Source organism: Micromonospora sp. NPDC049374, from assembly GCF_040677165.1.
Classification (GTDB): domain Bacteria; phylum Actinomycetota; class Actinomycetes; order Mycobacteriales; family Micromonosporaceae; genus Micromonospora.
Genome location: NZ_JBFAQH010000022.1, coordinates 46991 through 66974 on the forward strand (window position 1 = coordinate 46991; position 19984 = coordinate 66974).

Sequence of the window (19984 nt, forward strand, 5' to 3'; positions counted from 1 at the left end):
GAACTCGGGCCGAACGACCGGGCACTCAGGTCCGAATCCCCGCACCATGCACCCCCTCGCAGAACTCGCGAAACGCGACAATGCCCTCGGCGACGGACCGGCCCGGCCGGCCTGGCAGCTCCGGCGTGGCCGCCCGGTCGGCCATGGCGACGTCCCCGACGGCGATAAGCAACCGGCGTTGTCGGCTCATCGCCACGCACATGCGGCTGTCGCTGAGCAGGTGCCCGTACCTCTGCACGGCCTCGGCGGGACCGCCGACGGGCCGCGGGACCTGACTGCTGCGTGTCACCGACAGCAGCACGACGTCGAATTCCATGCCCTGGAACGCATCCACAGTGCCGACCCGCAGCCTCGGCCTCGGCTGCTCCTCATCCGTGAACTGCATCGCTGGCACGGGCATGAAGGTGTCGTCGTCGTCGACCACGGCCAGCCCGGCCTGCTGCAACTCGGCCTCCAGCAGCTCCTGCTGGGCCTTGTAGAACGTGATTACACCGAACGACAGTCGCCGCTCCCGGTCCAGCTCGGCCAACTCGGCCAGCTCCCGGACTAGCCGACGGGCCTCGGCGGGCCGGGTCCAGCTCGTCCCGGACCGCTTTTCGTCTCCGTCCCGTCGCGGCACATCGATCCAGGCCGCCACCTTGCCGGCGTAGGTCGACAGCTCGTGGGTCAGCCGCGCTGTCGACGCATCGGGCTTGATCACGTCGGGGCCGCCGTAAAAGACCTCGCTCACGAACCGACCGAGTGCGGGATGCATGCGGAACTGCGTGTCCAGCACGATCGTTCGCGCCGCCGGCTTCTCGTCGGCGAACAGGCCAAACCAGCGCTCGAAAAGGCTTTGCGACAGCTCCGAGCCGTCGAGGGAGCGGTTGCGGCGCAGCTCACGCTCGACCTTCTGCTCCAAGACGTGCGGCAGCTGCTTGTGGTCGCCGACGAGGACGATGCGCCGACGAGCGAACGCCATCGGGATCATCAGGTCGAGCGGATTCGCCCGCGCCGCCTCGTCAACGACGACGGTATCGAACACGGGCAGCGGCGCGTCGAGCAGCCGCGACATCTCCTCCGAGTTCGACTGCTGGACGGTCGAGGCGAGCACGGCGTTGTACCGGGCCAGCGTCGACTCCACGAGCGCCAAGTCCTCCCGCAGATCGTCGCGGTAGGCCAGCAGGACCTCGTCCGCGCTGTCGGCAGTCTCGGCGGCCTCCTCCGCCACCGCGTCCGCGACGAGGTGCAGCAGCGCCTCCACATCGGGATCGTGCATCGGCGCGTGGAGCAAGGCGGTGTCGGCGGCGAGCCGACCGAGCAGCTCGACGCGTAGCGCGGCAAGTTCGGCCAGCAGGCCGTCACCGCTGTCGCCGACCTCCGCAGCGGCCTCCAGCAATCGTCGGTCTGGCTTGTCGAGCAGCCGGTCCAGCTCGCGCAACGCCCGGACGGCGCGCTGCGGACCATCGTCGGCGAACGCGACCGCAGTGATGCGCAGCGACCGCGCCTCCCGCGCCAGCCGTTCCCGCTCGTCGCCGGCCAGCGTTACGGCGACCCGGTCGACCACGGCCCGGTCAGCCAGCAGGTGGTCGAGCTCGTCCCGCAGCACGCCGGGCAAGCGGGTACCCGCCAGCTCCTTGACGGTGCCGAGGAGCGCGACCAGGTCGGGACCGCTCATCGGGTGCCGCTCGTAGGCCGACGCGAGCTCCCGCAGCTTTCGCGCAGCGTCGTGGCGGGCGGACGCAGGCCGGTGCTCCTTTAGGTACCGCTCGACCGTCGCGACCACGCCGTCGCGCCATTCGCGGGAGCTTTCCCAGTCGCGGCCCGGCCGCGCCCCGACCCGCGTCGGTGGCAGGCCGTGCCGGCGTGCCTTGCGGGCGACGTTATCGACCGCGTCGTGCTGCACGCTTGAAAGCAGGATCCGCTGCATCGACACCGTGCGCTCGCCCAGCTCGTCCAGGCAGCGCAGCAGGTCCGCGATGAAACGGGTCTTGCCGGTGCCTGGCGGTCCCTGCACGAGCAAGACGTCCGGGGTTCGCAGCGCCATGCGCAGCGCGGCCCGCTGGACGTCGGTGGGGGCCGGGCCGTCAGAGCCATTGATAGCCGTGGCGATGGCCTTCTCGTGAGCCCTCTCAGCGCGCGGATGCGCTCCCGGCCGCGGCACCCCCTCGATAAGCAGCCGCAGTCCGGGCATCTCGGCCTGGTCAGTCTCAATCCGTTCGCGAGCCAGGTCTCGGCGGCGCAGGCGGACCCGGTCCCCGGAGAGCGACCGGAACAGGTGGCCGGTCGGCGGGGGCGCGTCGTCTCCGCCAACAGCGAGGTCGACGGTCCAGTTGTTCCTGACTACGTACCGCACCTCGCCGTGCACACCGGCACCCGGCCGGCCGCGTCCCCCGTGTAGCTCGGGCGGGATGTTGACGGACGCCTCTAGCTGGAGCCTTCCGCTGAACGAGGCCACCGTCCGGAGGAAGGCTGCGGCGCGGTCGTCGGGCTGCAGCTCGAAGCGCCAGAGCCCATCCGCGGTGACCTGACACGACCGGTACCGGGCAGAACCCATACGCCGGGCTTCGTCGACCAGCGACTCGCGCTCGATCTCGTTGTACGCCTGCCAAAGGTCGAGGTATGTCCGCCCGTCCGAGGTGAGCCCCTGCAACGCGGCCCGAATGACCTCACTGGCGGCGGCCTCGTCGCCCCGGTCGACGAACCGCAGGTCGATTGGGCTGAGCCGAAACCAGCGAGCGTGCTGCCGAGAGGACGCGTCGGTGAGGCGCACGAGGCGCAGGGCATCGTCGGCGAGGGCGATGTCGGCGACCCATCGCCGACCGTGCAAGGTAAGGGCGCGGACGCCGGACCCCACCTCGCTGCCCGGACCTCCGCTATGGACGAATCGCTCCGCGGTCTGGCCCGGCAGCGCCGGAAGCGCGAACTCCTCGCGCAGCCAGTCCCGGATCGGGTCGAAACCCGTCACCGCCCGCTGAGTGGCGATCCGCACCTGCTCGGCCACGCCGTCATCAATGCCGACGGTCATGCTCGCTCCGATATCCGCGGTGGCGAACGCGTGGCACTGCAGGCCGATCTGTTGCGCGGTGACGTCGACGACCCACGACACGACCGTGCGCCCACCTGCAGTGAGCCAGTCCACCGTTTCCTGGTCCGTGACCGGAAGCCGGATCGGCTGGCCGCCGCCGATTGCGGGCGCCACCTCGAACTCCGCGCGGCCGGTCCGCTGACGGAGGACGACCTCCCGGTTCTTGGCGTACTTGTCGGCGAGCTTAGTTAGCCACCGCGGGACCGAAGTGGCCGGGCCAGTGGGCAACGACACGATGCGAATCTCGCCCGGCCTCAACTGCTCAGCGAACACGTGACCTCCGCCGGCTGCGGCACCAGCATTCGGTGCGGTCGGCTGTCGTTGCCGAAGTGCCACGTCCACGCTGCGGACAGCGGCTCGTCGGCACGGCCGCCCGGCAACAGCGACCGGCCCAGGCCGCCCTTCGGCGGCACTCGGCGGATCACACCAGTGCCCCGGTTCCGTACGACCAGGGTGTCGCCACCGTCCCAGCCAACCTCGGCGACCACCGCAAGAGGATCCTCGGCCCCGCGATGCACGGTACGGGCGGTGATGAGCAACGGCCGGTCAGCCTGGACAAACAAAGTCAGGCCTTTCTCCTCCAGCGTCAGCGGACGCCGGTCACCGAGCCACGGGAACTGCTCTCGTACCAGCACCGGGACGACCGCCGGTCGGATCGTGCCGCACCACGGGCAACGGTCCTTTGCGACGACAAAGCTGTGCGGACACTTCGAACACTGCACACACCGGTCTGCCGCGCCGTCGAGGGCGGCGGCCCATTCGCCAGCGCCCGGCCGGGCGCGAGGGTCGTGCATGCCATCTTCGAAGGTCCGCCGAAACAGAGCCAGCAGCTGCCGGGTCAGGACCCGCTCAGCCGGGTAGCCGTACGGGGTCCGGTTCCGGTCGTCTGTGCTGTGCTCGATCCAAGGCAGGAGGCCGCGCTGGGCGTCATCCTCCAGCTCCGCCGGTCCCTGGTCGACGTAGTCCCCGATGAGCGGGTGATTCGTGGTGAGGGTCTCGTAAGCCAGGACCGCGAACGAGTAAACGTCGCTGAACACGGTGTTGCCGGATGTGCCCCGCAGCACCTCCGGCGCTGCGTAGTAGGCGGTGATGAGGCGGTGTGGGCCAGGAGCGCTCTCCGTCTGAAGGTTGTCCGCATCGACGAGCCACACCTCGTCGTGCTCCGGTTGGGCGGAGACGAGCACGTTGCCGGGTGAGACGTCGCCGTAGACAATGCCCCGGTCATGCAGCGTCCCGAGGATCGCGGCACACCGGGCGAGCAGCCGCAGCCGACGGCGCAGCCCGCCACCCTGCGCGTACCAGCCCGCGACGTCGTCGCTTGTAGGCCCGCAGACCGCGCTGAGCGCGACCATGTCCTGCAGAAGCTCCATCACGTAACCGACGTGGGGTGCGGCCAGTGGCTCCAACGGGCGGCAGATCGGGACACCGTGAAGTGGCAGCCAGCGCAGCCGACCCAGGCGGTCCTCCAGGCGCATCGCCGAGCCGCCGGTGCAGATCTTCACCGCCAGCCCGCCGTGGTGGGTGCGGAACACAACGCCCTCGCCGCCTTGGCCGAGCGGTGGATCGAGGACCAGTTCAAGATGTCGACCGCTGCGCGCCGTCCGCACGCTCGATGGCCAGTCTGCCGCCGGCTGACCGGCCATCAGTCGAACTCCTCCAGCCGCACCGCCTGTTGACCCGTGCGCTCGTGCAGAGTGGTCGTGACGGTGGCCGTCACCCACCGGAACAGTCCGTTGATGTCGTGAATCTGGTCGGTCCGCAGGACGCCCACGCCGGGCGTGCTGAACGTGCGCAATACCTCGTCAGCCTCGGCCGTCCGGTCGGTGCCGATGCCGACGGCCACCCGCAGCGCGCGGCTCCCCCAGCGCGAGGACAACAGGTCGTCCAACGGCGCTTCCCAGTCGTCGGTCGGCATGCCGTCCGAGACCAGCACGAGGGCCGGCGGGAACGCCCGCTCCGGTACCGCCTCGGCGTCGTCGAGCAGCTCGCGAACGCGGGTGAACGCGCTGCCCATTGGCGTGCGACCGCGAGGGGTCAGGTCGACCCAGACAGCTCGCGACGCAGGGACCATCGCCTGGTGCAGCACGGCCTCATCGCCGCCGAAGGCGACCACAGCCACGTGGATCTCACCACGGACGGAGTCCTCCGCGCCGAAGGCGTCGAACATCCCCGCGATGCTCCGGTTGAGCTGGATGATCTTGTCACCCTCCATGCTGCCGCTGACGTCCGCCAACACGATCACCGGCATCGGCCGGGGCGCCCTGCGGGACCGGGACGCCAGCGTGTCCGGCTGTACCATCGCGGGTTCCACCACGAAGTTCACTCCTCTACCAGTCGTCAAACGACGTCCCTGCGCCCAACATTGACGAACCTCGCAATGGCGCAGAGCCGGTCAGAATCGCAGACCCAAAATCCGAGCGTCAAGCAGTCAGAAGGATTGATGACACATGCCTTGACGTCCCGCCGGGAGGTCACGCGGCGCTCTGACCGGCGCGTGATGACCGCTTACCTCCGGCGGAGGCGGGCGTCATGGGCAGATACCTCGCCCCCGGGTAAAGCCGCCGGCTGGGCACTGGTTTTGAAGACGGAAGGCCGACGCAGAGTCGACGTGCCGGCTCATCGACCATCTGCGCCGGCTGCCGGCGCAGATGCAGAACTTCGTCCGCGGCTACTGCACGCGCTCGGTTCGGCCTGGCGGTTCTATCGCCCCGGTCGTCGGGCAAGGGGAGACGGGCTGCCTGGGTTGGGCGCTAACCGAGGATCTCCCGAGTTAGCCGGCGCGCACCGTCGCTAGCAGGTACGGATTCTCCTCGATCAGCGCCGCGATGGCTGCCCGGCGCTGGTCGGCGGCGAGCGCCTCCACCGTGCTGCCCAGTGCCAGGAGACAGATGCTCGCCGAGCTCGAGGCTCCCGATGCCGGGATATTGCCGGACGAAAGAAGCGTGGCTGGGACGCGCTGAATCGATCGGAGGGGACGCGGCGGCCGGAAGTGGCGACGGCCTACGGCGTTGTCGTGATCGAGGGAGTGGCGCTGGCGATTGCGCCAGCGCCACTCCCTACTGGACTGCCGTGATATCTCACGCCCGTCTCACGGATGCTCCGGGAAAGCTCGATAGAGCCCGACCTGTCCCGGACCGCCACCTGCCCGTTGACCTGCATGTCCGGCAGGAGCCGGTACCGTTCGGCAGACCCCGGCAGTCCTGCTGGTTCTCCCCCCTGGGGGTCAAGGGGTCGTCGGTTCGAATCCGGCCGTCCCGACTTTGAAAAGGCCAGATCAGCTGGCCTTTTTTATTTGCGCCCATGGATGTAGTGATCGGGTTTCGACACGTGATTTTGCCCGTACGAGCGTACGGTCTGGGGGCGATCGCCGTCCTGCCTGCGTTCGGGCGATGAGTGCACGTGGCTCGGCGGCATCCGATGTTGTGCGGAGTTCGGTAGAGATCGCGATGACGGTGCACGCCGCTTGAGCAGGCGTAACGGCCTTGTGCTCTGCCATGTGGCCCGGAGGCTTCCTGCGTCTTGGGCACCGCGGCCCGGAAGGGCTTGCCTCAGGTATCGACGTCGTCCCTTGTGGATTATCCTGACACACCTCCGACACGGATGTCCGTACCGGTGACGTCGGTGCTTCACTCCGCCCGGTCACGATCGACCCCGTATTGGATGGGTGGCAGCTTGTGTTCTGCGGCGGGCAGTTGGTCCGTCGTGTCAGCGTGCGGCGGGGTTCCCATGGCTGGGGTGGGCCTCCAGTGCTGGAGGTGATTGCTAGGCGGTGAGGAGGTCGTCGTGGTCGATGGTGGTGTGATCGTTCGTGACTCGAAGTCCGGGTTGTATGGGTTCCGGCTGGAGATGGGACGTGACCGTAACGGCGGAGCTCGGGTCCGAGGTCTACCAGGCCGGTGAGCTGTCGGCCGATTCGGTCACGCCGGATCAGGTGCAGCGGATGAAGGCCGACCTGAAGGCCGCCGTCGACAACGGGCGGGTCGCGGTGGTCAACGTCATCGGCGCCGGCACGGACCTCGACGGTGTCGAGCGGTCGTTCCCGGGTCACTACCTGACCGTGGTCGCCTACGAGGGTGCCGGCGAGAAGGTGAAGATCGCTGACCCGTGGCAGCCGGTGGGTGACGGTACCTACTGGATGGACGTCGAGGCGTTGGCGAACTGGGCCGCTTCGCGCGGTTACTCCGCCTGACCCGACCGGTCAGACCTGCGCCTGTCCCACCGGTGGCAGCATCACCCTGAACATCGCACCACCGCCCGGGACGTTCTCCGCCCGTACCCGTCCGCCATGGGCGCTGACCACGGCGCGCACAATGGCGAGCCCGATTCCGGACCCGCCGTTGTCCCGGTCCCGGGCGGTGTCAACCCGGTAGAAACGTTCGAAGACGTGCGGGAGATGCTCCGCCGGGATGCCGGGACCGGTGTCGACCACCGCCAGCTCCACGTTATTGGCACCGCCCGTAACGCGTACCGTGACGGTCCCGCCCGTGGGCGTGTGCCGTAGCGCGTTGTCCAGCAGGTTGCCGAGCACCTGCCCCATCCGCTGCGGGTCGACGTCGACGTGTGCCGCCGGGCGGACGTCGCTGCGCAGCAGCACACCCTTGCCGGCGTAGCGGGGCCGTGCCGCAGCCAGGGCGTCCCGGACCAGGTCCGTCGGGGCGGTCCGTACCGGGTGCAGGTCGAACTGGTGCGTCTCGGCGCGGGAGACCGCGGCGATGTCGTCGGCGAGGCGGTGCAGCCGCGCGGTCTGCGTCCGCAGCACCGACTGGAGGTCCTCGTCATCGACGGCGACGCCGTCCTCAGCGGCCTCCAGGTAAGCCTCGATGGTGGCGAGCGGCGTCCGCAGTTCGTGGCCGAGGTCGGCGAGCAGCCGTCGCCGGGTCGCCTCGACGGTCTCCAGGCGTCCAGCGAGGGTGTTGAAGGAGTCGGTGAGGGTCTTGAGCTCGTTGCCGAGGCCGGGGTCGGCCATGCGGACGTCGTAGTGCCCGTCGGCGAGGCTGGCCGACGCGTGCGCGAAGTGAGTGACCGGGCTGGCGATCCGGCGCGTCGCGTACACGCTGGCCGCCAGCGCCGCGACCAGCGCGGCGAGCAGGCCGACACCGAGCGCGAGCGCGTTCGCCGAGGCGTACGCCTGCTCGACGTGCCAGCGGGCCTCGGCGCTGACCTCCCCGCCGACCCGCCCGAGGTGCTCGTGGAAGATCCGCGGGCCCACCGCGCCGGCGACCAGCGCCAGGGTCAGCCCGCCCACGGCGAGCACGAGCACCTGCGCGATGAAGAGCCGCACCGCGAGGTTGACGCGCCGGAGGTTCACGACTGCGGTCCCATTCGGTAGCCGATGCCCCTCACCGTGCGGATGAACCGGGGGTGAGCGGGGTCGTCGTCGAGTTTGCGGCGCAGATGCCCGATGTGCACGTCGACCAGGTGCTCGTCGCCCACCCACCCGTCACCCCACACCGCGGTGATCAGCTGGGCGCGGCTCAGCGCGACGTTCGGTCGGGCGGACAGGACCGCCAGCAGGTCGAACTCGGTGCGGGTGAGTGGCACCGCCGCACCGTCCAGGCGAGCCTCCCGGGCGGGTACGTCGACTTCCAGCGGACCGAACCGGCGCGGCGGGGTCTCCGGCCGGGTGTGCCGCTCCCGCGGGCGACGCTGCATCGCTGCGACGCGGGCGACGAGTTCGCGGGGGCTGAACGGCTTCGTGAGGTAGTCGTCCGCCCCGACTCCGAGTCCGGTCAGCTTGTCGGCCTCCTCGGTCCGGGCGGTCAACATGATGACGTAGCAGTCGCTGAACGTCCGCAGCCGCCGGCACACCTCCACGCCGTCGAGGCCGGGCAGCATCAGGTCCAGTACGACGACGTCGGGCTCGTCCTCCCGAGCGGCGTCCAGCGCCGTCGGGCCGTCGAAGACGCAGCGCACCTGGTAGCCGTCGCGCTCGAGGTAGCTCGCCACGACCTTGGCGAGGCTCCGTTCGTCATCGACGACCAGCACCCGTGCACTCATGTCCTGATTCCTACCGGACGTGCTCCTCACTCCGGCACATACCGGTCGGTCCAGGTGGCACCGCCGTCGGTGCTGGCGACGACCCGGTCACCGGCGAGCGCGGCGAAGAGGGTGCCGTCCTGCACGGCGATGCTCTGCGGCTCACCCGGTACCGCCGCGCGCCGCTGCCACTGTTGCCCGCCGTCAGTCGACGACCAGACCGCGCCGTCCGGGGCGACCGCCCACACGCCGGTGCGGTCCCAGGTCAGCAGGCCGACGGCGGGGGCGCCGGGCACCGGCTGCCAGCTGCGGCCGCCGTCGGTGGAGCGCTGCAGGCCGTCGCGTCCGACGGCGAGAACGGTCTCGCCGTCGGACGGGCTGACCGCGAACCCGCCGATCGCAGTCCGGGAACGTTGCTCCCAGGTCCGCTGGTCGGAGCTGACCATGAACGCGCCGTCGGTCGAATTGTGGCCGTAGACCGAGCCGTGGGCGACCTGGAGTCCGTGGAAGTCCGCCGCACCGGAGAGCGACTTCTCCCGCCAGGTCGCCCCACCGTCGGTCGACTCGATCAGGCCCACGTTGGCCGGGCCGTGCGCGGAGTGGCCGGAGGCCAGGAAGTGCCCGGGGCCGACCACGGTGAAGCCCATCAGGTCCAGGTCGTCCGTCGAGACGCGTACGGCGGTGTGCGGGTCGTCGATGCGGAACAGCCCGACGTGCGTGGCGACGTGCAGGGCGCCGCTGCCGGGGTCGACCGCGATCCCGTGGACGTGCCCGAATCCCGCGTGCCCGGCACCAGCCGTGGTGTGGTCGTCCGAAGATCCCTGAGCGCGCAGGGCGAACACCACCACCACGGCGGCGATGAGGGCCAGCGCGGCCAGCGCCGCGATAACGCCCTTCCGCGTCGGTGCGGCCGGCGCACCGCGGCCCTGCGTCTTGCGCCCCGATCCGGACCTGCTGCGCGGTCGCGTCGGCTGCGACGTCCTGCTCATCGGCTACGTCCACTTCCTCGTCGTCGATCGACCTGCCCGGTGAGGAGTCCCCGGTGCGGGTTCAGGGTGACCTCTCGTCCCTACCAACCATGACTCGAAGCCGCCGGAACGCCCCTTCGAGGGCCATGAAGATTCTCTGAAGAAGAGGCCCGGTCCCTACTCGCCGGGCCGGCGGTTGATCACGCTGGAGACGCAGACCGAAGGAGTCGCCATGTCACCGCCGCTCACCCGCCGGCACCTGATCGCCGGGATCGCCGGGGCCGCCGGTCTCGCCGGCACCGCCGGGGTCGTCGCCGCCGTAGCCGACCGCAACACCCCGAAACTGGTCGCCCCTCACGCCGAGGCCGTCCGCCGCGCCGAACTGGCCCGGCACCGCCCCGGTGCCGCCACCGTCCGCGCCACCCTCAACCCCCGCCCGGTGACCCTGGACCTGGGCGGAGCGACGGTCGACACCTGGGGGTACGCCGAGACCGCGCCCGGCCCGCTGATCAGGGCGACGGCCGGCGACCTGCTCCACGTCGACGTGGTCAACGACCTGCCTGCGGACACCAGCGTGCACTGGCACGGCATCGCGCTGCGCAACGACATGGACGGCGTTCCCGGGGTCACCCAGGATCCGATCGGCGCGGGCGGGCGTTTCACCTACGAGTTCACCGTGCCCGACCCAGGAACCTACTTCTACCACCCGCACTCGGGGGTGCAGCTCGACCGGGCGCTCTACGGCGTCCTGATCGTGGACGACCCGAACGACGCGGGCCGCTACGACCAGGAGTGGATCGTCGTCCTGGACGACTGGGTCGACGGCACCGGGCGCACCCCGGACGACGTCCTGGCCGCCCTCGGCGGGGATATGGGCGGCATGCACGGCGGGCACGGCATGCCCGGCATGAACCACGGAGGTGGGATGCCGATGGGAGACGGTGGAATGGAGACCATGATGTCGCCGCTGCTCGGCGGCGCGGGCGACGTCGACTACCCGCACTACCTGATCAACGGTCGGGTGCCGGCCGCCCCCGTCACGCTCACCGCCCGGCCTCGGCAGCGGGTACGGATTCGACTGGTCAACGCCGCCTCCGACACCGCTTTCCGGGTGGCGCTTGGCGGACACCGGCTCACCGTGACCCACACCGACGGGTTTCCGGTCGTCCCGGACGTCACCGACGCAGTGGTCGTCGGCATGGGGGAACGGGTCGACGTCGAGGTCGTCGTCGCAGACGGGGTGTTCCCCCTGGTCGCGGTCGCCGAGGGCAAGACGGGGCAGGCGCTCGCGGTGGTGCGGACCGGAGGCGGACAGCCACCGTCAGCCCAGGTACGCCCGGCCGAACTCGACCGCCGCGTCATCCTCACCAGCCAGCTGCGGGCCGCCGACAGCGTACGGCTGCCCCAGCGCGCACCGGGCCGGACCCACGAGCTGGTACTCGGCGGCAGCATGATGCCCTACCGCTGGACCATCAACGGCAAGACCTTCACCAACGCCGAGCCGCTCCTGGTGCGGGAGGGCGAACGGGTACGGCTGCGGATGGTCAACCAGACGATGATGTTCCACCCGATGCACGTGCACGGACACACCTTCGCCCTCCGCGACGGCGGCCTACGCAAGGACACCGTCATCGTCACCCCGCACCAGAACGTCACCGTCGAGCTCGACGCCGACAATCCTGGACAGTGGATGATCCACTGCCACAACATCTACCACGCCGAGACCGGCATGATGATCAACCTCGCGTACCAGCCGTGAGCCGCCCGTACACGTGACCGGCCGGTCAGAGCGACCACCGGCTCAGCGCAGCGGGACCGACCCGGGTCGATGCGGGTGCGGAACCGGTACTGGCCGCGCGGGTACGTCGCCTGGCGGTGCAGTTGGTTGGCGGTCATCTACCGCTGGCCGTCGGCGGCCACGAGACACGGTGTCGGGCCGCAGCAGCCGCGGGTCGTAGATCAGGTCTCGTACTCGACGCCGGTCGGCTCTACCTCACCTGCTACGACCACGACGCGGTGCCAGCCCGCGAGTATGAAGATTCCCTGAAGTGCGCGCCGGCGAGCCGGGAGGATCGGTTCGCCCGGTCAGCGCATGGGTACGGGCGATGGAGTGGGGGCGGAATCGCGGGGAGCTCGCGGGTCGCACCTCGGTCGGAAGTGGTGAGAGGTCACGACGAAGGAATGGAGGCCCCAAGGATGATGGGCGAGCGGAATTCGGACGGGGATGGCCGCAGCAAGGGACTGTCGCACGAGAAGAAGATGTACATGCGTTTCGCGGCGATGATCCTGACCGCCATGGTCGTCATGTACGGCGTGATGTATCTGAGTACCTGGCGGTGGAGCGACATCCGCTTCAGCGAGAGCCGCATGTTCATGGCATTCGCCATGGGCGGCACGATGGGCATGGTCATGCTCGGCTGGATGCGGAACATGTACCGCAACACCAAGGCGAACCTGGGCATCATCGCGGCGAGCGTCCTTCTGCTCGGCACGGGTGTGGTCCTCGACCGCAGCCAGGCCACCGTGGACGACAGCGGCTGGATGAACTCGATGATCCCGCACCATTCGATGGCCATCACCCGGTCCGAGCGCGCCAACCTCAACGACGTACGGGTCTGCCGGCTCGCTGTGGAGATCAGCGAGGCGCAGCGGCGGGAGATCTCCGAGATGGAGTGGCTCATCGAGGACATCCGGCGCAACGGCGTGGCCGAGACCCCCGAGGAGGCGCAGGCCCGGCCCGTCCCCGAGTACGACGAGTCCGCCAGCCGCCGGTGCCCCGCCGGTTGAGCATGAACGAGTGCTCGGCACGACATCCCATCAGCGGTTTGAGGATGGCTGAAGGGCTCCAGTGATGCCGCGGCCGGGTGGGTGGTTCCCCGGGAAGGGGGCGCAGCAGGAGTCGGCGCGCGGCAGACAGCCTGTGATCCCGGACGGACTGCCACCGATCCCGCCTCAGGAAGTCGCAGATCGCCTGTGATACCAGTTACCCGAGGGGGGTACAGGTATCTGGCATAACGCGAGGTTGCGCCAGATGCCCGCGCCAGGGGCCAGTGGTCGGCCACGTAGACTGGTTGCCATATACCCCTACGGGGTATAGCGTGCCGTGTGGAGGTGGACGGCATGAGAGACCAACGCGCGACGCACGCCGATGCCATGGTGGTCGCCAACGACGACGAGCATCACCGGCATCAGGTGGGTGAGCACGTTGACGGCGGGCATCACGGCGGTGCCGGGCCGAGCGGTGGCCACCACCACGCTGGGCACGGATCCGCCGGCGGGCACGGATCCCATGACAAGCACGCAGGCCACGATCCGGAGCAGTTCCGGCGCAAGTTCTGGCTGAGCCTGGCGCTGACGATTCCGATCGTGGTGACCAGCCACATGGTGATGGGCTGGTTCGGCTACACGATCGACTTCCCGGGCATGAGCTGGGTGGGCCCGGTGCTCGGCTCGGTGGTGTTCTTCTACGGCGGCTGGCCGTTCCTGATCGGCGGTGTCCGCGAGGTCCGCGACCGGGCGCCCGGGATGATGCTGCTGATCTCGATGGCGATCACGGTGGCCTACGTCGCCTCGATGGCGACCAGTCTCGGCGCGTTCGATCTGGACTTCTGGTGGGAGTTGGCCGCGCTGGTCTCGATCATGCTGCTGGGTCACTGGCAGGAGATGAAGGCGATCGGTCAGGCGCAGGGCGCGCTCGCCGCGCTGGCGGCGCTCCTGCCCGACGACGCCGAGCAGATCGACGCCGACGGCGCGGTGCGCCGGGTGCCGGTGGCCGAGCTGCGGGTGGCGGACGTGGTTCTGGTCCGTTCGGGTGGCCGGGTGCCTGCCGACGGTCGGATCATCGACGGGTCGGCCGAACTGGACGAGTCGATGATCACGGGGGAGTCCCGGCCGGTGCCCCGTGGCGTCGGGGACCGGGTCGTGGCCGGCACGGTGGCGACCGACTCCGCGCTGCGGATCCGGGTCGACGCGGTCGGGGAGGACACCGCGCTGGCGGGCATCGGCCGGCTCGTGGCGCAGGCGCAGGCATCCAGCGGTCGGGCTCAGGTGTTGGCTGACCGGTTCGCGGCGATGCTGTTCTACGTCGCCACCGCCGCCGCGCTGGTCACCTTCGCCGCCTGGTGGACGCTGGGCGACCTCGACCAGTCCGTCGTCCGAACGGTGACGGTCCTGGTGATCGCTTGCCCGCACGCGCTCGGGCTGGCCATTCCGTTGGTGATCGCGCTGTCCACGGCGGTGTCTGCGAAGGCCGGCATTCTAGTCAAGGACCGCCTCGCCCTGGAGCGGATGCGCACCGTTGACGCCGTGCTGTTCGACAAGACCGGCACCTTGACCAAGGGCGCGCACACGGTCACCGCCATGGCCGCCGCCAGCGGTGTCAGCGAGGACGAGGTGCTGCGTATCGCCGGTGCGGTCGAGGCCGACAGCGAGCACCCGCTCGCCAGAGCCCTGGTCAAGGTGGCGCAGGATCGAGGATTGCGGGCGGTCGCGGGGGATTTCCGGTCGCTGACCGGTCGCGGGGTCCAGGCGACCGTCGACGGCACTACCTGGGCGGTGGGCGGGCCTGCCCTGCTGCGGGAGGTTGGTGCGCAGGTTCCCGAGGAACTGGCCACCACCACGCAGGCGTGGTCGGCCCGTGGCGCGGCGGTATTGCACCTGATCCGGCTGTCGCAGACGGGCCAATCGGTCGCTGTCGGCGCGTTCGCGCTGGAGGACGAGGTCCGCGCCGAGGCCCGTGAAGCGATCGCGGATCTGCGCGAGCAGGGCATCGGGAAGATCGTGATGATCACGGGTGACGCACGCCCGGTGGCCGAGGCGGTCGCCGCAGACCTCGGGTTCCGGCCCGGGGTTGACGAGGTGTTCGCTGAGGTGCTGCCGGCGGACAAGGACCGGGCAGTGGCTGAGCTGCAGGCCCGGGGGTTGACCGTGGCGATGGTCGGCGACGGCGTCAACGACGCGCCCGCCCTGGCCCGCGCCGACGTCGGCCTGGCCATCGGTGCGGGTACCGACGTGGCGATCGAGTCGGCTGGAGTCATCCTGGCCTCGTCGGACCCGCGCGGTGTCACCGGCGTGATCCGGCTGTCCCGGGCGTCGTACCGGAAGATGGTCCAGAATCTGGCCTGGGCCGCCGGGTACAACGTGGTGGCGATCCCACTCGCTGCCGGCGTGCTGGCCTGGGCCGGGGTTTCGCTCAGCCCGGCTGTCGGTGCGGTGTTGATGTCCGCCTCCACCATCGTGGTGGCCCTGAACGCCCAGCTCCTGCGCCGGGTCAAGCTCACCCCGGGACGCCGCTGACACGGTGCGTGCAACGGCCCGGTCGGGGCGATGCGACCGGGCCGCCGCACACCTGGGCAGGCACCGGTGACTAGCTCAGGGCATCATCGGCTGCCAGGTGGTGACCGGTGTCGGCGCTGCGCAGCGCCCGGCCGTTCGGTAGCCAGGTAGATGGGCCCTCCGCGCCGTCCGCGACGCATTGATCGCGCTCGCTGGATCGCCCAGCCCCGCGCACGCCCTACCGATGGCCGGCGCGGACGTGCTGCTGCGACTGCATCATCTGCGGGCCGGCGCTCACGCCCGCACCGGGCTGCCGCGTTTGCTGCTCTCGCTCGTTGCAGTTGCCGCACCGGCGCTGGTCGGGCTTGTAGCGGCAGCGGCTTTTGCGCTTGACCGTCGGGTGCGATGCGCCAGGGCACCTGATGGGTGTGCTGCGCGACCGGCGGCGCTCACGGGCACAGAGCCGTCGCGGACACCGGACACCAGGCCCCTGACGGCTTTCGTCACGGTCGTGATCGTCGCTGCCATGCAGGGCGGCCAGCCGTGCCAGAGCGGCTCGCTCCTGGTCTGAACCGTAGCTGACCCACAGGCTGGGGGATCAGCCGCGCTTCATGAGGCGGCCGACGGCGGCCATCATCTCGGTGGCCATCTCGTCGGCGCGGCCCTCGGCGGCACCTTCGTGCATGCAGTGTCGGGCGTGTCCGTCGAGCAGGCCGAGGGCGACCTTGTCCAGGGCGGCCTGGATGGCGGAGATCTGGGTGAGTACGTCGATGCAGTAGCGGTCGTCGTCGACCATCTTCTCGATGCCGCGGACCTGGCCCTCGACGCGGCGCAGCCGGGCGAGCAGTTGATCCTTGCTGGCGGTGTAGCCGCGGATCGGAGTGGGTGTGGTCATGAAACCCAGGATAGCCTACCCCGGGGGGGTATGCTAGCGTGCGATGAGAGATACCTCTGGGGGGTATCTTCGGGGCGGCGAGCCGCCCGTGGAGATCGATTGGGAGGAGCGTCCGGATGACCACCGCCATCTATCAGGTGAAGGGTATGACCTGCGGGCACTGCGTGAGCTCGGTGAGCACCGAGATCAGCGGGATCGCCGGGGTTCGCGATGTCCAGGTCGACCTCGCCTCCGGGCAGGTCACCGTCGACAGCGAGGCGCCGCTGGATCCCGCGGCGGTTGCGGCCGCGGTCGACGAGGCCGGCTACGAGCTCGTCAACGCCTGACCGTTCTCCCGAAGCTGACAAGAACTGAGGTATCCAGTCATGAACACGGCGACGAAGCTGAGCGGTTTCGCGCTCGGCCTCGCGGCGGTGTTCGGTGCGGCGTACGGGGTCGGTCAGCTGACCGACCCCGTCGCCCCAGCCGCCGGGACCCGCCACGACACGACCGCCGCTCACGGCAGCGCCCCCCATGACGGAACCGGAAGCGAAGCAGCCTCCCAGATTCCCGGCGGGCTGCTGGTTTCCGACCGCGGCTACACCCTGGCCCCGGTTTCCGCCCCACCCGGCGAGTTCGCCTTCCGGATCACCGGTCCGGACGGGCAGACCGTCACCGCCTTCGATGAGGCCCACGACAAGCGGATGCACCTGATCGTCACCCGCAGGGACCTGTCCGGCTTCCGGCATGTCCATCCCGAGATGGCCGCCGATGGCACCTGGCGGGTGGCCGCACCGTTCGGGGACCCGGGAACCTGGCGCGCCTTCGCTGACTTCATCCCCACCGGCGGTGAGGCACTCACGCTCGGCGTGGATGTCGACCTCCCGGGCGCCTTCACCCCGCGACAGGTGCCTGCACCGGCACGCACCGCCAGCGTGGACGGATACACGGTTGCCCTCGACGGTGACCTGCGGCCGGGGGCGACGGCGAAACTGACTCTGACCATCAGCCGGGACGGGGTGCCGGTCACCGACCTGCAGCCCTACCTCGGCGCCTACGGCCACCTGGTGGCCCTGCGCTCGGGTGACCTGGCCTACCTGCACGTGCACCCCGACGGGGAACCTGGTGACGGGCGCACCCAGCCGGGCCCGCAGGTGACCTTCCACACCGAGGTCCCCTCGGCCGGCACCTACCGGCTGTTTCTGGACTTCCAGCACGCCGGGACGGTGCGGACAGCTGAGTTCACCCTGACCGCCGCCGGCATCGGGGATCCCGCACCGGGCAGCCCGGCAGCGCCGCACGAGCCCACCAGCCCGGCCACGACCACCACTGACGGGCACGGCGACCCCGGCCACGGCCACGACTGATCGGAGCTGGCGATGACATCCAGTGCGAAACCCCTGCAGCTCGCCGCGAATCAGATCGAGCTGGCCATCGGTGGGATGACCTGTGCCTCCTGCGCGGCGCGGATCGAGAAGAAGCTGAACCGGCTGGAGGGTGTGTCGGCCACGGTCAACTACGCCACGGAGAAGGCGACCGTCCAGTACACCGGCGACATCACCCCGGACGACCTGATCGCCAGCGTGGAGAAGACCGGCTACCGTGCCGCCCTGCCACCCCCGCCAGGTCCCGCCAGCACCGCCGAGCCGGCCGAACCGGTCGACGAACTGCCCAGCGTACGGACCCGGCTGTGGGTCTCCGTGGCGTTGAGCGTCCCGGTGATCGCCCTGGCCATGGTGCCGGCCTGGCAGTTCACCTACTGGCAGTGGCTGTCGCTGACCCTGGCCGCCCCGGTGGTCGTCTGGGGCGGCCTGCCGTTCCACCGCGCGGCGCTGGTCAACCTGCGCCACGGCGCCGCCACCATGGACACGCTGGTCTCGATGGGCACCCTCGCCGCGTTGGGCTGGTCGGTCTGGGCGCTGTTCCTCGGCGACGCGGGGACGCCCGGGCTGAGCCACCCATTCAGCTTCGACGTCAGCCGAGACGGCGGTGCCGGGCACATCTACCTGGAAGCAGCGGCCGGCGTCACGACGTTCATCCTCGCGGGCCGCTACTTCGAGGCCCGCTCGAAACGGACCGCCGGGGCGGCCCTGCGCGCCCTGCTGGAACTCGGTGCGAAGGACGTCGCCGTGCTCCGCGACGGCGCCGAGATCCGCATCCCGGTCGACCAGCTCGTGGTGAGGGACCGGTTCGTGGTGCGTCCGGGCGAGAAGATCGCCACCGACGGGACGGTGCACGAGGGCACCTCCGCGGTCGACGTCAGCATGCTGACCGGCGAATCCGTTCCGATCGAAGTCGGCCCCGGCGACACCGTGGTCGGTGCCACCGTCAACGCCGGCGGCCGGCTCGTCGTCACCGCCACTCGCGTCGGCGCGGACACCCAGCTCGCCCAGATGGCGAAGCTCGTCGAGCAGGCGCAGACCGGCAAGGCCGCGGTGCAGCGACTGGCCGACCGGATCTCGGGGGTGTTCGTTCCCATCGTGATCGCCCTCGCGGCGGGCACCCTCGGATTCTGGATCGGCAACGGAGGTGGTCTGGCAGCGGCGTTCACCGCCACCGTGGCCGTACTGATCATCGCCTGCCCGTGCGCGCTCGGGCTGGCCACCCCGACCGCGCTACTGGTCGGCACCGGTCGTGGTGCCCAGCTCGGCATCCTCATCAAGGGGCCGGAGGTGCTGGAATCGACCCGGCGGATCGACACGGTGGTGCTCGACAAGACCGGCACCGTGACCACCGGAAAGATGACCCTGGTCGACGTACACCCGATCGAGGACCAGGACGCCGACGAGTTGCTTCGGCTCGCCGGGGCGATCGAGGCGGCCAGCGAACACCCGATCGCCCAGGCGATCGCCGCCGGCGCCGCCGACGCGGGGCCGCTGCCGCCCGTGACCGGGTTCGCCAACGTCGAAGGTCTCGGTGTGACCGGCCTCATCGAGGGCCGTGAGCTGGTGGTGGGCCGTGCCCGGCTGCTGCGTGAGCGCGGCCTGCACATTTCCGCCGAGGTGGAACGGGCGGCCGGCCAGGCGGAATCCGCCGGGCGTACCGCCGTGCTGGCCGGCTGGGACGGACAGGCTCGCGGTGTCCTCGCCGTCGCCGACGTGGTCAAGCCGACCAGCCGGGCGGCGGTCGGCCAGCTGCGGGCGCTCGGCCTGAAACCGATCCTGCTCACCGGCGACAACACCACCGTCGCGAACGCGGTGGCCGCCGAGGTCGGCATCGACGAGGTGATTGCCGAGGTGCTGCCCGCCGACAAGGTCGACGTGGTCAAGCGCCTCCAAGCCGACGGGAAGGTGGTGGCGATGGTCGGCGACGGCGTCAACGACGCCGCCGCGCTCACCCAGGCCGATCTGGGCCTGGCCATGGGCACCGGCACCGACGTGGCGATCGAGGCATCCGACCTGACCCTCGTCCGGGACGACCTGACCGCCGCCGTGGATGCCATCCGGCTGGCCCGGCGTACCCTGCGGATCATCAAGAGCAACCTGTTCTGGGCCTTCGCCTACAACGTCGCCGCCCTACCCCTGGCGGCGGCGGGGCTGCTCAACCCGATGATCGCCGGTGCCGCGATGGCCTTCTCCTCGGTCTTCGTGGTCGCCAACAGCCTCCGCCTGCGCCGCTTCCACCCCATCGGATAAGCCCCGCATGTCGAGGCGCCCATCGCTGGTACGGATGGGCGTCTCGCATCGCCTTCGAAGGCTGCTGGGCGTCCCAGCCAGCGACGGCTCGCCCCCGGTGACGGCCTGTCTTCAGAACGCTCGTCGGCCTCAAGCCCATCCCGCGGCAGGCCCATGGGCGCGGAGGGCATGACGGACGAGCTGACGGGTA

General features: G+C 70.2%; 14 protein-coding genes. 7 read left to right on the forward strand and 7 right to left on the reverse strand.

What is annotated here, in order from left to right:
- Positions 1 to 25: 25 nt before the first annotated feature.
- Genes AB0J93_RS27335 through AB0J93_RS27345 form a run of 3 tightly spaced genes read right to left on the reverse strand, consistent with a single transcriptional unit; the run spans position 26 to position 5378 of the window.
- Positions 26 to 3340: an AAA domain-containing protein gene (locus AB0J93_RS27335; RefSeq protein ID WP_363925182.1), complete on the reverse strand. Its 3315-nt coding sequence runs from the start codon at positions 3338 to 3340 to the stop codon at positions 26 to 28.
- A complete protein-coding gene (locus AB0J93_RS27340) occupies positions 3322 to 4710 on the reverse strand; it encodes a hypothetical protein (RefSeq protein WP_363925183.1) in 1389 nt (462 codons plus the stop codon). Before AB0J93_RS27340 ends, AB0J93_RS27335 begins: the two co-directional genes overlap by 19 nt.
- Positions 4710 to 5378 carry a VWA domain-containing protein gene (locus AB0J93_RS27345; RefSeq protein ID WP_363925184.1) on the reverse strand — a complete coding sequence of 223 codons (669 nt, stop codon included), beginning with the start codon at positions 5376 to 5378 and terminating at the stop codon, positions 4710 to 4712. The genes AB0J93_RS27340 and AB0J93_RS27345 overlap by 1 nt, the downstream gene beginning before the upstream one ends.
- 1542 nt (positions 5379 to 6920) lie before the next feature.
- Here AB0J93_RS27345 and AB0J93_RS27350 point away from each other — a divergent pair.
- The gene (locus tag AB0J93_RS27350; protein WP_363925185.1) at positions 6921 to 7256 is read left to right on the forward strand and encodes a hypothetical protein; all 336 of its coding nucleotides are present in this window, start codon (positions 6921 to 6923) and stop codon (positions 7254 to 7256) included.
- Between the two features lie 9 nt (positions 7257 to 7265).
- Here AB0J93_RS27350 and AB0J93_RS27355 read toward each other — a convergent pair whose 3' ends face one another.
- Genes AB0J93_RS27355 through AB0J93_RS27365 form a run of 3 tightly spaced genes read right to left on the reverse strand, consistent with a single transcriptional unit; the run spans position 7266 to position 10032 of the window.
- Positions 7266 to 8375, reverse strand: coding sequence for a HAMP domain-containing sensor histidine kinase (locus AB0J93_RS27355; RefSeq protein ID WP_363925186.1), 1110 nt, complete (start codon positions 8373 to 8375; stop codon positions 7266 to 7268).
- Positions 8372 to 9064 (reverse strand): response regulator transcription factor, encoded by a 693-nt coding sequence (locus AB0J93_RS27360; RefSeq protein WP_363925187.1) that lies wholly within the window; start codon positions 9062 to 9064, stop codon positions 8372 to 8374. The genes AB0J93_RS27355 and AB0J93_RS27360 overlap by 4 nt, the downstream gene beginning before the upstream one ends.
- Before the next feature lie 26 nt (positions 9065 to 9090).
- On the reverse strand, positions 9091 to 10032 hold the full coding sequence (locus AB0J93_RS27365; RefSeq protein WP_363925188.1) for a F510_1955 family glycosylhydrolase: 942 nt from the start codon (positions 10030 to 10032) through the stop codon (positions 9091 to 9093).
- A gap of 211 nt (positions 10033 to 10243) precedes the next feature.
- Here AB0J93_RS27365 and AB0J93_RS27370 point away from each other — a divergent pair, with 211 nt between their 5' ends.
- From AB0J93_RS27370 to AB0J93_RS27380, 3 genes are all read left to right on the forward strand, one after another.
- Complete coding sequence (locus tag AB0J93_RS27370; protein WP_363925189.1) at positions 10244 to 11770, forward strand: multicopper oxidase family protein; 1527 nt, start codon at positions 10244 to 10246, stop codon at positions 11768 to 11770.
- A 437-nt stretch (positions 11771 to 12207) separates the two neighbouring features.
- The gene (locus AB0J93_RS27375; RefSeq protein ID WP_363925190.1) at positions 12208 to 12798 is read left to right on the forward strand and encodes a DUF305 domain-containing protein; all 591 of its coding nucleotides are present in this window, start codon (positions 12208 to 12210) and stop codon (positions 12796 to 12798) included.
- A 333-nt stretch (positions 12799 to 13131) separates the two neighbouring features.
- Positions 13132 to 15306: a heavy metal translocating P-type ATPase gene (locus AB0J93_RS27380; protein WP_363925191.1), complete on the forward strand. Its 2175-nt coding sequence runs from the start codon at positions 13132 to 13134 to the stop codon at positions 15304 to 15306.
- Between the two features lie 577 nt (positions 15307 to 15883).
- Here the strand turns inward: AB0J93_RS27380 and AB0J93_RS27385 are convergent.
- On the reverse strand, positions 15884 to 16180 hold the full coding sequence (locus AB0J93_RS27385; protein ID WP_139583992.1) for a metal-sensitive transcriptional regulator: 297 nt from the start codon (positions 16178 to 16180) through the stop codon (positions 15884 to 15886).
- A 116-nt stretch (positions 16181 to 16296) separates the two neighbouring features.
- On the opposite strand from AB0J93_RS27385, the gene AB0J93_RS27390 reads away from it, so the two are divergent.
- From AB0J93_RS27390 to AB0J93_RS27400, 3 genes are read left to right on the forward strand one after another with little or no spacing between them, the layout of a single operon-like run.
- A complete protein-coding gene (locus tag AB0J93_RS27390) occupies positions 16297 to 16506 on the forward strand; it encodes a cation transporter (RefSeq protein WP_363925192.1) in 210 nt (69 codons plus the stop codon).
- 39 nt (positions 16507 to 16545) lie between these two features.
- Positions 16546 to 17526, forward strand: a complete 981-nt coding sequence (locus tag AB0J93_RS27395; RefSeq protein ID WP_363925193.1) for a hypothetical protein — start codon at positions 16546 to 16548, stop codon at positions 17524 to 17526.
- Positions 17527 to 17538: 12 nt separating this feature from the next.
- The gene (locus tag AB0J93_RS27400; RefSeq protein ID WP_363925194.1) at positions 17539 to 19794 is read left to right on the forward strand and encodes a heavy metal translocating P-type ATPase; all 2256 of its coding nucleotides are present in this window, start codon (positions 17539 to 17541) and stop codon (positions 19792 to 19794) included.
- The last annotated feature ends 190 nt before the right edge of the window (positions 19795 to 19984 follow it).

Bases quoted from the DNA above. Each gene is read 5' to 3' on its own strand.
- AB0J93_RS27390 (WP_363925192.1), top strand. From the start codon at position 16,297: ATGACCACCGCCATCTATCAGGTGAAGGGTATGACCTGCGGGCACTGC.
- AB0J93_RS27380 (WP_363925191.1), top strand. From the start codon at position 13,132: ATGAGAGACCAACGCGCGACGCACGCCGATGCCATGGTGGTCGCCAAC.
- AB0J93_RS27400 (WP_363925194.1), top strand. From the start codon at position 17,539: ATGACATCCAGTGCGAAACCCCTGCAGCTCGCCGCGAATCAGATCGAG.
- AB0J93_RS27360 (WP_363925187.1), bottom strand. From the start codon at position 9,064: ATGAGTGCACGGGTGCTGGTCGTCGATGACGAACGGAGCCTCGCCAAG.
- AB0J93_RS27395 (WP_363925193.1), top strand. From the start codon at position 16,546: ATGAACACGGCGACGAAGCTGAGCGGTTTCGCGCTCGGCCTCGCGGCG.
- AB0J93_RS27370 (WP_363925189.1), top strand. From the start codon at position 10,244: ATGTCACCGCCGCTCACCCGCCGGCACCTGATCGCCGGGATCGCCGGG.
- AB0J93_RS27375 (WP_363925190.1), top strand. From the start codon at position 12,208: ATGATGGGCGAGCGGAATTCGGACGGGGATGGCCGCAGCAAGGGACTG.
- AB0J93_RS27385 (WP_139583992.1), bottom strand. From the start codon at position 16,180: ATGACCACACCCACTCCGATCCGCGGCTACACCGCCAGCAAGGATCAA.
- AB0J93_RS27340 (WP_363925183.1), bottom strand. From the start codon at position 4,710: ATGGCCGGTCAGCCGGCGGCAGACTGGCCATCGAGCGTGCGGACGGCG.
- AB0J93_RS27365 (WP_363925188.1), bottom strand. From the start codon at position 10,032: ATGAGCAGGACGTCGCAGCCGACGCGACCGCGCAGCAGGTCCGGATCG.